The sequence below is a fragment of the Streptomyces sp. NPDC048171 genome (assembly GCF_043202655.1).
Classification (GTDB): Bacteria; Actinomycetota; Actinomycetes; order Streptomycetales; family Streptomycetaceae; genus Streptomyces.
The window spans coordinates 416805-430433 of record NZ_JBIDAU010000004.1 but is presented as its reverse complement, the minus strand read 5'-3'; the positions used below and the strand labels follow the sequence as shown (position 1 = coordinate 430433).

Annotated in this window: 13 protein-coding genes; 9 read left to right on the top strand and 4 right to left on the bottom strand. The window is 73.3% G+C overall.

Annotated features, from left to right (window positions below; all coding sequences use genetic code 11):
• Window positions 1-197 precede the first annotated feature (197 nt).
• The 6 genes from ACGF3J_RS13600 (at window position 198) to mscL (ending at window position 5995) form a co-directional block, all read left to right on the top strand.
• Window positions 198-1730, top strand: coding sequence for a potassium/proton antiporter (locus ACGF3J_RS13600; RefSeq protein WP_161332001.1), 1533 nt, complete (start codon window positions 198-200; stop codon window positions 1728-1730).
• A gap of 247 nt (window positions 1731-1977) precedes the next feature.
• Window positions 1978-3294 (top strand): MFS transporter, encoded by a 1317-nt coding sequence (locus ACGF3J_RS13595; RefSeq protein ID WP_161332000.1) that lies wholly within the window; start codon window positions 1978-1980, stop codon window positions 3292-3294.
• Window positions 3295-3361: 67 nt separating this feature from the next.
• On the top strand, window positions 3362-3697 hold the full coding sequence (locus ACGF3J_RS13590; protein WP_122617519.1) for an FmdB family zinc ribbon protein: 336 nt from the start codon (window positions 3362-3364) through the stop codon (window positions 3695-3697).
• Between the two features lie 109 nt (window positions 3698-3806).
• Window positions 3807-4649, top strand: a complete 843-nt coding sequence (locus ACGF3J_RS13585; RefSeq protein ID WP_161331999.1) for an S-methyl-5'-thioadenosine phosphorylase — start codon at window positions 3807-3809, stop codon at window positions 4647-4649.
• A 293-nt stretch (window positions 4650-4942) separates the two neighbouring features.
• On the top strand, window positions 4943-5413 hold the full coding sequence (locus tag ACGF3J_RS13580) for a hypothetical protein (RefSeq protein ID WP_393854182.1): 471 nt from the start codon (window positions 4943-4945) through the stop codon (window positions 5411-5413).
• 111 nt (window positions 5414-5524) lie between these two features.
• Entirely contained in the window at window positions 5525-5995 is a 471-nt protein-coding gene (gene mscL / locus ACGF3J_RS13575) for a large conductance mechanosensitive channel protein MscL (protein ID WP_161330955.1), read from the top strand.
• A gap of 43 nt (window positions 5996-6038) precedes the next feature.
• Here mscL and ACGF3J_RS13570 read toward each other — a convergent pair whose 3' ends face one another.
• Window positions 6039-6215, bottom strand: a complete 177-nt coding sequence (locus ACGF3J_RS13570) for a hypothetical protein (RefSeq protein WP_202558670.1) — start codon at window positions 6213-6215, stop codon at window positions 6039-6041.
• Between the two features lie 62 nt (window positions 6216-6277).
• Here ACGF3J_RS13570 and ACGF3J_RS13565 point away from each other — a divergent pair, with 62 nt between their 5' ends.
• The 3 genes from ACGF3J_RS13565 (at window position 6278) to ACGF3J_RS13555 (ending at window position 9558) form a co-directional block, all read left to right on the top strand.
• Window positions 6278-7510, top strand: a complete 1233-nt coding sequence (locus ACGF3J_RS13565; RefSeq protein WP_161330954.1) for a low temperature requirement protein A — start codon at window positions 6278-6280, stop codon at window positions 7508-7510.
• Between the two features lie 46 nt (window positions 7511-7556).
• Window positions 7557-8591 (top strand): P1 family peptidase, encoded by a 1035-nt coding sequence (locus tag ACGF3J_RS13560; RefSeq protein ID WP_161330953.1) that lies wholly within the window; start codon window positions 7557-7559, stop codon window positions 8589-8591.
• 217 nt (window positions 8592-8808) lie between these two features.
• Window positions 8809-9558: a DUF6227 family protein gene (locus ACGF3J_RS13555; protein ID WP_161330952.1), complete on the top strand. Its 750-nt coding sequence runs from the start codon at window positions 8809-8811 to the stop codon at window positions 9556-9558.
• A 62-nt stretch (window positions 9559-9620) separates the two neighbouring features.
• On the opposite strand, the gene ACGF3J_RS13550 is transcribed toward ACGF3J_RS13555, so the two are convergent.
• From ACGF3J_RS13550 to ACGF3J_RS13540, 3 genes are all read right to left on the bottom strand, one after another.
• Window positions 9621-11726 (bottom strand): fructose-specific PTS transporter subunit EIIC, encoded by a 2106-nt coding sequence (locus ACGF3J_RS13550; protein WP_393854152.1) that lies wholly within the window; start codon window positions 11724-11726, stop codon window positions 9621-9623.
• 106 nt (window positions 11727-11832) lie between these two features.
• The gene (gene pfkB / locus ACGF3J_RS13545) at window positions 11833-12780 is read right to left on the bottom strand and encodes a 1-phosphofructokinase (RefSeq protein WP_161332079.1); all 948 of its coding nucleotides are present in this window, start codon (window positions 12778-12780) and stop codon (window positions 11833-11835) included.
• Window positions 12777-13538, bottom strand: a complete 762-nt coding sequence (locus ACGF3J_RS13540) for a DeoR/GlpR family DNA-binding transcription regulator (RefSeq protein WP_393854151.1) — start codon at window positions 13536-13538, stop codon at window positions 12777-12779. Before ACGF3J_RS13540 ends, pfkB begins: the two co-directional genes overlap by 4 nt.
• Between the last annotated feature and the right edge of the window lie 91 nt (window positions 13539-13629).

The window sequence follows — 13629 nt, the reverse complement described above, 5'->3', positions numbered from 1 at the left end:
GCCCGGCTCGCCCTTGACGCGGAGTCGGGTACCGCGGCGCACGGGCGTTCGATCTTGCCAAGCCGAGCGTCAAGAAAGCGTCAAGAGTTAGGTAAGGTAACGAAGTAGTTGTCCGCAGAGCATGGTGGCTTCGTGTGCCATGGGGGTGCGCCTCGCGTGCCGAACGAGCGCACTCGCCCGCGCTGTGATTCCGTGCTGTGCGCCAGGGAAGGGAACGGCCGCTGACTGTCCACCACCTCAACCAGCTCCTGCTCGTCTGCTCGCTCGTCCTGCTCATCGCCGTCGCGGCGGTACGGATCTCCTCGCGCAGCGGGCTCCCCAGCCTGCTCGTCTACCTGGCCATCGGCGTCGCCATGGGCCAGGACGGCATCGGCGACATCCACTTCGACAACGCCGAACTGGTCCAGGTCATCGGGTACGCCGCCCTGGTCGTGATCCTGGCCGAGGGCGGACTCGGCACGAAGTGGAAGGAGGCGAAACCGGCGCTGCCGGCCGCCTCCGCACTGGCGCTGGTCGGGGTCGCGGTCAGCGTCGGCGTGACGGCGGCGGGCGCGCACTACCTGACCGGGCTGGAGTGGCGGCAGGCACTGATCGTCGGCGCCGTGGTGTCCTCCACGGACGCGGCCGCGGTCTTCTCCGTGCTGCGCAGGATCCCGCTGCCCTCGCGCATAGTGGGCACCCTCGAGGCCGAGTCGGGCTTCAACGACGCCCCGGTGGTCATCCTGGTGGTCGCCTTCTCCACGGCCGGCCCGATCGAGCACTGGTACGTGCTGCTCGGCGAGATCGCCCTGGAGCTGGCCATCGGTGCCGCCATCGGGCTCGCGGTGGGCTGGCTGGGGTCGTGGGGACTGCGGCACGTGGCGCTGCCCGCCTCGGGCCTCTACCCCATCGCCGTCCTCTCGATCGCCGTGGCGGCCTACGCGGCCGGCGCCATGGCGCACGGCAGCGGCTTCCTCGCCGTCTACCTCGCCTCGATGGTGATGGGCAACGCCCGGCTGCCGCACTGGCCGGCCACCCGCGGGTTCGCCGACGGACTCGGCTGGCTCGCCCAGATCGGCATGTTCGTGCTGCTCGGCCTGCTGGTCACCCCGCACGAACTGGGCGACGACATCCTGCCCGCCCTGGTGATCGGGCTGGTGCTCACCATGGTGGCGCGCCCCCTGAGCGTCGTGCTGTGCCTGACCCCCTTCCGGGTGCCGTGGCAGGAGCAGGCCCTCATGTCCTGGGCCGGACTGCGCGGCGCGGTGCCCATCATCCTGGCGACGATCCCCATGGTGGAGGGCGTCGACGGCAGCCGCCGGATCTTCAACATCGTCTTCGTCCTGGTCGTCGTCTACACCCTGGTCCAGGGGCCCACGCTGCCGTGGCTGGCCCGCAAGCTGCGCCTGGGCAAGAGCGACGAGGCCGCCGACCTCGGCATCGAGTCGGCTCCCCTGGAGCGGCTGCGCGGGCACCTGCTGTCCGTGACCATCCCCGAGGGCTCGAAGATGCACGGCGTCGAGGTCAGCGAGCTGCGGCTGCCGCCCGGCTCCGCGGTCACGCTGGTCGTGCGCGACGAGAAGTCGTTCGTGCCGCTGCCCACGACGGGACTGCGGCGCGGGGACGAACTCCTCGTGGTCGCCACGGACCCCGTCCGCGACGCGGCCGAGGCACGGCTGCGCGCGGTCGGCGCCGGCGGCAAGCTGGCCGGCTGGCTGGGCACGGGGGACGGCGGCGGCCGTCAACGGTGAGCGGCCGAGGGGTGCTCGCTTTCACACGGTTGCGCCCCTCTTGATCCCTGTACGATGAGTGCGGCACCTGATCGAACCAACTCTGTCTGATGCAGAGCTGGCGCGACCGTATGGCGGCCGGCACGCCCCCTCATCCGCACGGGCTCCGGCATCTACCGCAGTCCGCGCAAGAGGACAGCTCTCGGCGCTCCCGCACGGCGACAGCCGCGAGGCGGACCGCGCTACCAGGCGGCAGAAAGGCACGGCCGTGGCATCCACGGTCACCCCGTCGAAGAAGTCGCCGGAGGCAGCGCCGCACACCGCGTCCGCCTCCGCCCGCCCCGGATACGGACAGCTGCTGCGCACCCGCGGCGCCTGGACGTTCCTGCTCCCCGGTTTCGCGGCCCGCCAGCCGTTCGCCATGCTGACGATCTCCATCGTGCTGCTCGTGCAGCACACCACGGGCTCCTACGGCGTCGCGGGCGCCGTCGCGGCCGTCACCGGCGTCTCCATGGCCCTGTTCGCCCCCTACAGCGGACGGCTCGCCGACCGCTACGGGCAGCGCGCCGTCCTGCTGCCCGGCGTTCTCGTGCACGCGGCGTCCGGCCTGACCCTGACCGTGCTCGCGCTCGCGGACGCACCGCTGTGGGCGCTGTTCGCGGCGGCCGTGCCCGCGGGTGCGTCGGTGCCGCAGGTCGGGCCGATGGTGCGGGCCCGCTGGGGCGTCAAGCTCAAGGGCTCCCCCCTGATGAGCACCGCCGCCGCCTTCGAGTCCGTCACCGACGAGCTGACCTTCGTCCTCGGCCCGCTGCTGGCGACCGCCCTGTGCACGGGCATCGGCCCGGCCGCGGGCCTGGTCACCGAGGCCGCGCTCACCCTGGTGGGCGGTCTGCTGTTCGCCGCGCAGAAGAGCACGCAGCCCGAGGTCGGCGGGGCCGACGGCGCGCACGCGCGCGGGGAGCACGTTTCCGCGCTGCGCGTCCCCGGGGTGCGCGTCCTGATCGTCGCCTTCCTGGGCGTCGGCTCCGTCTTCGGCGGCATGCAGGTGTCGCTGGCCGCGTTCACCGAGTCGATCGGCGAGCCCGGCCTGAACGGCGTCCTCTACGGCGTCTTCGCCGCCGGCAACATGCTCTCCGGCCTGGCCTGCGGCGCCATCGCCTGGAAGGTCGCCCCGCAGCGGCGCCTCCTGATCGGTTACGCCGCCCTCGCGCTGACCGCCTCCGGCCTGTGGGCGGCGCAGTCGGTGCTCGTGCTGGCCGGGCTCGGTCTGCTGGTCGGCATCTGCGTCGCGCCCGCCATCGTCACCGGCTACACCCTGGTGGAGGGCCTGGTCCCGGCCGGTGCCCGTACCGAGGCCTTCACCTGGCTGACCGGCGCCGTCGCCCTCGGGCAGGCGCTGGCGGTGACCGTCGCGGGACAGCTGGAGGACGGGTTCCGGGACGGGGCCGGATTCCTGGTGCCGATGGGCGGCACGGTGCTCGCGCTGGTGGTCCTGGTGGCCCTGCGCTCGCGGCTGGCCTCCCGGCCCCAGGGGCGCACGGTCGCACGTGGCGTCGGTCACCGCGAGCCCGTCGCAGTGGACTGATCCCGAGGAATACGTCACTATGGACCGTCGTTAGCACTCATCGAGTGAGAGTGCCAGGAGGAAGACAGTGCCGACGTACCAGTACCAGTGCACCGAGTGCGGCGAGGGCCTCGAGGCGGTGCAGAAGTTCACCGACGACGCCCTCACCGAGTGCCCGAACTGCCAGGGCCGCCTGAAGAAGGTGTTCTCGGCGGTCGGCATCGTCTTCAAGGGTTCCGGCTTCTACCGCAACGACAGCCGCGGCAGCTCGTCGAGCAGCTCGCCCGCGTCGTCGTCGAAGTCCGGGGCGTCGTCCTCCTCGTCCTCGGACTCGGGTTCGTCCTCGTCGTCGGCCTCCGGCTCGGGTTCGTCCTCCTCGTCCTCCGGCTCCGGCAGCTCCTCCTCCAGCACCACCGCCGCGTAGGCCGCCGGCCGGACGCGGGAAGCGCCCGGCCGCACCAGGTTCTTACGAGACCCTGTCGTCGTACGACGACGGGGTCCTCGGCGTTTCCCGGGCCGGTTAGGGTGCGGACATGGCGAACAAGGTGAATGCCGAGATCGGCGTGATCGGCGGCTCCGGTTTCTACTCGTTCCTCGACGACGTGACCGAGGTCGAGGTGGACACTCCGTACGGGCCGCCCAGCGACTCGCTCTTCCTCGGCGAGATCGCCGGCCGGCGGGTCGCCTTCCTCCCCCGGCACGGCCGCGGCCACCATCTGCCGCCGCACCGGATCAACTACCGGGCCAACCTGTGGGCGCTGCGCTCGGTCGGCGCGCGCCAGGTCCTCGGCCCGTGCGCGGTCGGCGGCCTGCGTCCGGAGTACGGGCCGGGCACGCTGCTGGTGCCGGACCAGTTCGTTGACCGGACCAGGTCCCGCCCCTCGACGTACTTCGACGGACTGCCGCTGCCCGACGGCACCGTGCCCAACGTGGTGCACGTGTCGCTGGCCGACCCGTACTGCCCCACCGGGCGGGCCGCCGCGCTGAAGGCGGCGCGGGGAAGGGACTGGGAAGCCGTGGACGGCGGCACCCTGGTCGTGGTCGAGGGGCCCCGTTTCGGAACCCGGGCGGAGTCGCTGTGGCACCGGGCGCAGGGCTGGTCCGTGGTGGGCATGACCGGTCACCCGGAGTCGGCGCTCGCCCGTGAACTGGAGCTCTGCTACACCTCGCTGACCCTCGTCACCGACCTCGACGCCGGCGCCGAGAGCGGTGAGGGCGTCTCGCACGAGGAGGTGCTGCGGGTGTTCGCGGCCAACGTGGACCGGCTCCGGGGCGTCCTGTTCGACGCGGTGGCCGCGCTGCCGGAGAACGGGGAGCGGGACTGCCCGTGCGGGGCGGCGCTCGGCGGGATGGATCCGGGGATCGTGCTGCCGTAGCAGGGGATGGATCAGAGGACCGTGCTGCCGTGGCACGGGACGTGTCCGGGGGGACCGTGCTGCCGTGGGGTGGGCCGGGAACGGGTTCCGGTTCAGGCGGAACGTCCCCTTCGGGTGGCGGAGTTGTCCACAAGCGGGCGGTGGTCCACGGGCCTCGGCGGGGTCCGGCGAAAAGCCTCATCGTGGGAGCGCAAGCAGATCCCTCGTCGCAGGTGGTGGTCACCGTGTCCCGTTCCGTCCTTCCCTCCCCCGGCCCGTTCCCGCTCGGCACCGACGCGCCACCCACCGGCGAGGTGCCGCCCTTCGCCCCGGTGCGGGTGCGCGGCGGACGGAGCCGACTGCACCGGCTCGTCCGGCACCGGCGGCGCGTCGTGGCCGCCGGGCTCGCCGTCACCGCAGCGGCGCTGGTGGCCGCGGGCCCGCAGCCGGGGGCCGCTGGGCCGGACCCGAAGCGGGCACGCGGACATCCGGTGGCCGACCAGGTGCGCGAGCGGCCCGGCCCGCGGCTCGTGGCGGCGCCGGTACGGATCGCGGACGCGGAGACGGTACGGCTGCTCGGTCCGGGCGACCGCGTCGACGTGGTCGCGACCGGGGACGCCGGTGCGCCCTCCGTGGTCGCGCGCGGGGCGCGGGTCACGGAGGTGCCGGAGCCTGTGGAGGGGGCGGCGGGCGGGGCCCTGGTCGTGGTGTCGGTGGAGCGCGACACCGCTCACCGGCTGGTCGGCGCCGGTACCACGGGGCGGTTGGCGGTGACCCTGTGCTGAGGCCGTCAAGTCGCTCGTTCGAGGGACCGGATTGGACAGGACGGCCCAACGCTGACGTAGGTTGCGGAGCGCTCCATTCCAACACCTGTTCAAGCGAGGAGAACGTCCACCGTGAGCGAGAAGAGCGACCCGAGCGTCTGGCAGGGCTTCAAGGCCTTCCTGATGCGCGGAAACGTCATCGACCTGGCGGTGGCGGTCGTCATCGGCGCCGCCTTCACCAACATCGTCAACTCGGTGGTGAAGGGGGTCATCAACCCGCTGATCGGGGCGTTCGGCACGCAGAGCCTGGACAGTTACAGCTCCTGCCTGAAGGGCCCGTGCACCGGGACCGGCGACACCGCGACGGGCGTGCGGATCCTGTGGGGCTCGGTGCTGGGCGCCACGCTCTCGTTCCTGATCACCGCGGCGGTCGTCTACTTCCTGATGGTCCTGCCCATGGCGAAGTACCTGGCCCGGCAGGAGGCCCGCCGCAAGGCCAAGGAGAGCGCCGAGGAGATCATCGAGGTCACCGAGCTGGAGGTGCTCAAGGAGATCCGGGACGAGCTGGTCGCGCAGCGCGGTTCGGGGCCCGACCGCTCCTAGCGGCAGCGGCGGCGGCCGGTCGGCGGCCGGGTGCCCGCGCGGCTCACAGGTGGTGCGGCGGCTTCTCGTCGAGGAAGCGCTTCAGGTCGGCCGCACTGTCGCCCTCGGGCCGCTCGCCCCAGCCGCGGTCGGTGTCGTCCGACGTCTGCTGGTCCAGCGGGTCGTCGAAGACCAGCGCCGGCCTGGGCGCGCGCGGCTCGGGTTCGTGGGCGGTACTCATGGGTCCAGGGTACGGCCCCGCTCCACAAGCGGACCGGCGTCGTCTCTGCTGTGCTGGGAGCCATGACGTCCAGTCCCCAGCCCGCGGGCGCGTCCTCGGGCCCGCCCGGCGCCCGCCCCCCGGTCCGCAGCCTGAAGGCCCGCGGGCGGCAGGAGCCGCACCGCGTCGCCACGCCGCTGGAGCTCTTCTTCGACCTGTGCTTCGTCGTCGCCATCGCCCAGGCGGGCGTGCAGCTGGTGCACTCGGTCGCCGAGGGCCATGCCGGCGAGGGCGTTCTCAACTACGCGATGATCTTCTTCGCCATCTGGTGGGCGTGGATGAACTTCACGTGGTTCGCCTCGGCCTACGACAACGACGACGTGCTCTACCGGATCGTCACCCTGGTGCAGATGGCCGGTGTGCTGGTGCTGGCGGCGGGCGTCTCCCGGGCCTTCGAGGACCACGACTACGTGGCCGTCGTCCTCGGCTACGTGATCATGCGGGTCGCCATGTCGGTGCAGTGGCTCAGGGCGGCGCGCACGGCCGGGGCGGCAGAGCGTGCCATGGCCCTGAGATATGCGGGAGGCGTGCTGGTCTGCCAGGTCGGCTGGCTGGGGCTGCTGGTCCTGCCCGAGGGCGGCCGGGGCTGGCTGTACCTGGCGATGGTGGTGCTGGAGCTGTGCGTGCCGGTGTTCGCCGAGCGCAGGCACATGTCGGCCTGGCATCCGCACCACATCTCCGAGCGGTACGGGCTGTTCACGATCATCGTGCTCGGCGAGACCATCGCGGCGGCCACGGTGGCGGTGAAGTCGGGCATCGAGGAGAACGACGCGCTGGGCGAGGTGCTGCCGATCGCGGCGGGCGGGCTCCTCATCGTCTTCTCCGCCTGGTGGATCTACTTCGTGGTCCCCGTCCACAGCCGTCTGCGGACCAGCAGGCAGTCGTTCGTGTGGGGCTACGGCCACTACGTGGTGTTCGCCTCGGCCGCCGCGATCGGGGCGGGGCTGGAGGTGGCGGTGGAGCAGACCGTGGGGAAGGCGCACATCTCGACGCTCGCGGCGTCCGCGGCGGTGACCCTGCCGACGGCGCTGTTCCTGATCACGGTGTGGGCGCTGCACGCACGGCACTTCAAGGTGGGCATCGCCGAGCAGTCGGTGCTGCCGACCGCCGCGCTGCTCGTGATCTGCTGCACCTTCCTCGGGGACATGGCGGTGCTGGTGGCCGGAGTCGTCCTGGCGCTGGCCGTGGCGACCGGCGTGACGCTGACCGCGCGGCACACCGGGCGGCCGCGGGGCGCGGCGCCGTCCGCCGCCTGACCGGCCGCGGCCCGCCCCGGCCACCGGTGTGGACGAGACTGGCGGCATGACAGTTGACGCATTGACGGACGTCGCGGGTCTGCTGGTGGGGCACGCGACGCGGCGCGGCGACGGATGGCTCACGGGGACGACGGTGGTGCTCGCTCCGGAAGACGGGGCGGTGGCGGCCGTGGACGTGCGCGGCGGGGGCCCCGGCACCAAGGAGACCGACGCGCTCGATCCGCGCAACCTGGTGCAGCGGGTGCAGGCGGTGGTGCTGACCGGCGGCAGCGCGTACGGGCTCGACGCGGCGTCGGGGGTGATGGCCTGGCTGGAGGAGCGGGGACGCGGGGTGCGCGTCGGGCCGGACCCCGCGCACGTGGTGCCGGTGGTGCCCGCGGCCTGCGTCTTCGACCTGGGGCGCGGTGGCGACTTCCGGGCCAGGCCGGACGCCGCCACCGGCCGGGTGGCCGTCGAGGCGGCGCAGGCGAGTGCGGACTCCCCCGGCGCCGGGGTGCCGCAGGGCTGCGTCGGGGCGGGCACGGGGGCCGTGGTCGGCACGCTGAAGGGCGGCGTCGGCACCGCGAGCACCGTGCTGGACTCGGGCATCACGGTGGCCGCACTGGTGGTGGCCAACGCGGCGGGGTCGGTGACGGATCCGGAGACGGGGGTGCTGTACGGGGAGCTGTTCGGCGGCGGGCGGGTCCCGTATCCGGCGGCGGAGGTGCACGAGGCGGCGGGGCGGCGCCTGGCGGAGGTCGCGGCGAGGAACGCTCCACCGCCGTTGAACACCACGCTCGCCGTGGTCGCCACCGACGCCGACCTGTCGAAGGCGCAGGCGCAGAAGCTGGCCGGCACGGCGCACGACGGGATCGCGCGCGCCGTCCGGCCGGTGCACCTGCTCAGCGACGGGGACACGGTGTTCGCGCTGGCGACCGGGGCGCGTCCGCTCTCCGAGGGGCAGCCGCTCGCGTTGAACGAGGTGCTGGCGGCCGGCGCGGACATGGTGACGCGGGCGATCGTCCGCGCGGTCCGGGCCGCCGGGCCGGTGGACGGACCGGGCGGGGCCTGGCCGTCGTACGGGGAGCTGTACGGCGGGTGACGGGAGAACGGCCGGGCGGTGTCGAAATGTTGCGGCGCATGTCGTCCGACCGGGCTTTGACCAGCGGATTTTGACGTAACGTCGGGTCGCGCGGGAACTTTTCGCGCGGCCCGCGGGTTTTTCGTGCGTACGTTTTCTCGGTTCCCGGACATGATGTCCGGTCGAGGGGCTACGGTATGCACCCACAAGGTGACATGCAGCAACGCCGGGAGAAACCTTGAGCGTTCCGTACGAGACGGCAGCGTACGAACCACCCGAGTCGCCCGAGTCTCCGGAGGAGCATCTCATGCGGCTGCTGGGTCGCGCCCTGAACTCGTTCGAACTGCCCGACGAGACGATACGGCGCCTGGACTGCGCGCTGGCGCACGACGGTTCCCTGCACTCCGCGCACCACAGCGCGGGGCTGCACCGTGAGACGTACCGGCACACCTGGCTGCTCGCCGACGGTTCGGCGCTCACGCTCTGGGAGCTGGTCCACAACACCGTCCCGGGCGGTGAACCGCAGCACGAGGTGTACCTGGACGACGAGGAGCTGCGCACCGCGACCTCCCGGCTGGCGCTGCCGCCGGAGACGCCGGACTTCGAACTGCCGGTGCAGGTGCACCACTCCCCGGTCCCGGCCCCGCGGCACACCTACGTCTCCGACGCCTCGGCGGACCACGCCCGTCGGCTGCTGCGCCGTGCGGAGAACACGGACCGGCCGGGATCCGAGCTGGCCGAGCTGCTGGCGACGGCGTCCGCGCACCAGATCATCCAGGCTTTCGGCGGTCCCGGCCGCGCGGGCCGCGCCCGCGCCGGGTTCTCGCTCTACGAGCACGCGTTCCTGCTCCGCGACGGCGCCGAGGTCTCGCTCTGGGAGGTCGAGCACACGGCCACGCCCGACGGTCGGCACATGTGCGAGGTCTACGACAGCGAGGACGCGGCCCGCCGCGCGATGGAGCGACGGGCCGCGCAGCTCTCCTCCTGAGCAGTGAGCAGTGAGCGGTGAGCGGTGAGCGGTGACGGCGGGAGCGTCCGGCCGGCCCGGCTCTACGCGGCCACCGGCTGCTTCGCCCCGGGTGCCCGGTCCGACGGGTCCGCACCGCCGGGCCCCTGCGCGGTCGCCCCCCGCGCCGGTTTGCGCAGGCCCTTGAGGACGATCACCAGGGCCGTGGTGACGCAGACGCCGGCCGCGATGGCGACCAGGTAGAGCAGCGGGTTGCCGATCAACGGGACCACGAAGATGCCGCCGTGCGGGGCCCGCAGCGTGGCCCCGAAGGCCATCGACAGGGCGCCGGTGACCGCGCCGCCCACCATGGAGGACGGGATGACCCGCAGCGGGTCGGCTGCGGCGAACGGGATCGCGCCCTCGGAGATGAAGGAGGCGCCCAGCACCCAGGCGGCCTTGCCGTTCTCGCGCTCGGCGGCGTTGAAGAGCCGGCCGCGCACGGTGGTGGCCAGGGCCATCGCCAGCGGCGGGACCATGCCGGCCGCCATCACCGCCGCCATGATCTTCATCGCCGAGTCGCTGGGACTGGCGACCGCGATGCCCGCGGTGGCGAAGGTGTAGGCGACCTTGTTGACCGGGCCGCCCAGGTCGAAGCACATCATCAGGCCCAGGAGGGCACCGAGCAGGATCGCGTTGGCGCCGGACAGGCCGTTCAGCCAGTCGGTCATCGCCGACTGTGCGGACGCGATGGGTTTGCCGATCACCACGAACATCAGGAACCCGACGACCGCCGCCGAGATCAGCGGGATCACCACCACCGGCATGATGCCGCGCAACGCCTTCGGGATGCGCACCCGTTGGACGGCCAGCACCACGGCACCCGAGATCAGACCGGCCGCCAGACCGCCGAGGAAACCGGCGTTGACGGTCAGCGCGATCGAGCCGCCGACGAAGCCGGGGACCAGACCCGGCCGGTCGGCCATGCCGTAGGCGATGTAGCCGGCCAGCACCGGGACGAGGAAGGCGAAGGCCACGCCGCCGATCTGGAACAGCAGGGCCGCCCAGCTGTCCGCCTGGGTCCACACGAAGTGGTCCGTCACGGACGGCGCCTTGTTGATCTCGTAGCCGCCGATCGCGAAGCCCAGGGCTATCAGCAGACCGCCCGCGGCGACGAACGGAACCATGTAACTGACGCCGGACATCAGCCACTTGCGGAGCTTCGTCCCATACCCCTCACCGGACTCGCCGCCCCGCTCGACCGGCGTCGCACCGGCGGAACCGGACGCATCCGTCGCCCCGGCCGCCGTGACCTCGCCGCGGGCCGCCTTCCCGCGGACCTCGCCGATCAGCTCGCCCGGCCGGTTGATGGCGGCCTTGACGCCGGTGTCGACGGTGGGCTTCCCGGCGAAGCGGTCCTTCTCGCGCACCGGCACGTCGTGGGCGAAGATCACGCCGTCCGCCGCCGCGATCACCGCGGGGTCCAGCCGGTCGAACCCGGCCGAGCCCTGGGTCTCGACGGCGACCTCGACGCCTTCCTCGCGGCCCGCGTTCTCCAGCGACTCGGCGGCCATGTAGGTGTGCGCGATGCCGGTGGGGCAGGAGGTGACGGCGACGATCCGGAAGGGGCGCCCGGGCGGTCCGGGGTCCTCCCGTTCGCCGGTGCCGACCGTGGCGGCCCCGGCGGAGGCCGCCGCCGGGGTCGCCACGGAGTCCTCGTCGGCGGAGACCCCGACGGCGGAGTCCTCGTCGGCGGGGGCCGCCGCGGGCTCCTCGCCGCGGATCAGCGCCGCCGCGTCCGCCGGGTCGCCCACCGCGCGCAGCGCGTCCGTGAACTCGGCGTTCATCAGCTGCCGGGCCAGGGAGGAGAGGATCGTCAGGTGGGCGTCGTCGGCGCCCGCCGGTGCGGCGATGAGGAAGACCAGGTCGGCCGGGCCGTCCGCCGCCCCGAAGTCGATGCCCCGCGCACTGCGCCCGAAGGCCAGCGTGGGCTCGGTGACGTGCTCGCTGCGGCAGTGCGGGATGCCGATGCCGCCGTCGAGGCCGGTCGGCATCTGCGCCTCACGGGCGGCCACGTCGGCGAGGAAGCCCTCCAGGTCGGTCACCCGGCCCCGGGCCGCCATCCGCTCGGCGAGGGCGCGCGCCGCCGCTTCCTTGGTGTCGACGGACAGGTCGAGGTCGACCAGATCCGCACTGATCATGTCGCTCATCGCGGGCTCCTTAGCTCGCGTATCGCCCGGAACACGGGGTGAGGGGCGGGGGCGGGGAGGGGGACGCTTCGGTGCAGGCCGGGAACGGGGTCGGGGGTGCCGGGGGTCATGACGCCGGCTCCCGCAGTGCGCGGTCCGTCGGCACCTCGGTGGTGACCGTCACGGCGGACGGATCCAGGTCCTCCGGCGCCGGCATCACGCTGCCCGGCAGCCGGACGGCGGCGGCGCCGTGCGCGACGGCGGAGGCGAGGGCGCCGGGCCCCGCTCCCCGGGCGATCAGGAATCCGGCGAGGGAGGAGTCGCCGGCGCCCACGTTGCTGCGTACGGCGTCCACGCGGGCGGTGCCGAACCAGGTGCCCTCCTCGGCCACGAGCAGTTGCCCGTCGGCGCCCAGGCTGGCGAGCACGGACCGGGCGCCCAGCTCCCGCAGTTCCTCGGCCGCCTTCACGGCGTCGCCGACCGTGGCGAGGGGGCGTCCGACGGCCTCCGCGAGTTCCTCGGCGTTCGGCTTGACCACGTCGGGCCGCTCGCGCAGAGCCTGGAGCAGGGCGGGTCCCGAGGTGTCCAGGGCGATGCGGGCTCCGGCGGCGTGCGCCCGGGCGACCAACTCGGCGTACCAGGAGGGGGCGAGGCCGCGGGGCAGGCTGCCGCAGCAGGCGATCCAGTCGGCGCCGGGCGACTGGCTCCGTACGGTCTCCAGGAGCAGTTCTCGTTCGGCCGCGGACAGTTCGGGGCCCGGTGCGTTGATCTTCGTCAGGACGCCGTCGGCCTCGGCGAGCGCGATGTTGGAGCGGGTGGCCCCGGCGATCGGCACCGGGGCGACCTCGATGCCCTGGGCGTCCAGCAGGTCGGCCACCAGCGCTCCCGGCGCCCCGCCGAGCGGCAGTACCGCGACGGTGCGCCGGCCGGCCGCCGCCACCGCCCGCGAGACGTTCACGCCCTTGCCGCCCGGGTCCACGCGCTCGCCCGTGGCGCGGACGACCTCGCCGCGGTCGAGCGAGGGGACCTCGTAGGTGCGGTCCAGGGACGGGTTGGGGGTGACGGTGAGGATCATGCGCGCACCACTTCCGTGCCGGCGCGCTCGACGTCGCCCGCGTCTTCGGGGCTCAGCCCGCTGTCGGTGATCAGCAGGTCCACGTCGTGCAGGGCGCCGAAGCGGGCGAAGTGCTCCTGGCCGTACTTCGAGGAGTCGGCGACCAGCACCGCGCGGCGGGCGGCGGCCACGGCGGCCCGCTTGACGGCGGCCTCGGCGAGGTCGGGGGTGGTCAGTCCGTACTCGGCGGAGAAGCCGTTGGCCGCCACCACCGTGACGTCGGCGCGGATCTCGCCGTACGCGCGCAGCGCCCAGGCGTCCACGGCGGCGCGGGTACGGTGCCGGACCCGGCCGCCGACCAGGTGGAGCTGGATGCCGGGGTGGTCGGCGAGGCGGGCGGCGATGGGCAGGCTGTGGGTGACGACGGTCAGCGAGCTCTCCGCCGGGATCGCCGCCGCGATGCGGGCCACCGTCGAGCCGGCGTCGAGGATCAGCGTGCCGTCGGTGGGCAGTTCGGCCAGGGCCACCTTGGCGATCCGGTCCTTCTCGTCGGCGGCGGTGGACTCGCGCTCGGCGAGGTCGGGCTCGAAGTCGAGCCGCCCGGCCGGGATCGCGCCGCCGTGCACCCGGCGGAGCAGTCCGGCGCGGTCCAGCGCCGTGAGGTCGCGGCGGATGGTCTCCGCCGTCACCTGGAACTCCTCGGCGAGCGACACCACGTCCACCCGGCCACTGTCCCGGGCGAGCCGGAGGATCTCCTGCTGCCGCTCCGCTGCGTACATGACCGTTCACCTCCGAACTCTGCCCGAACCTGTGGTTTCTCCCGGGAGGCTAACCCCGGTCTTCCGGAATGTAAACAGAGAAACACAGGTG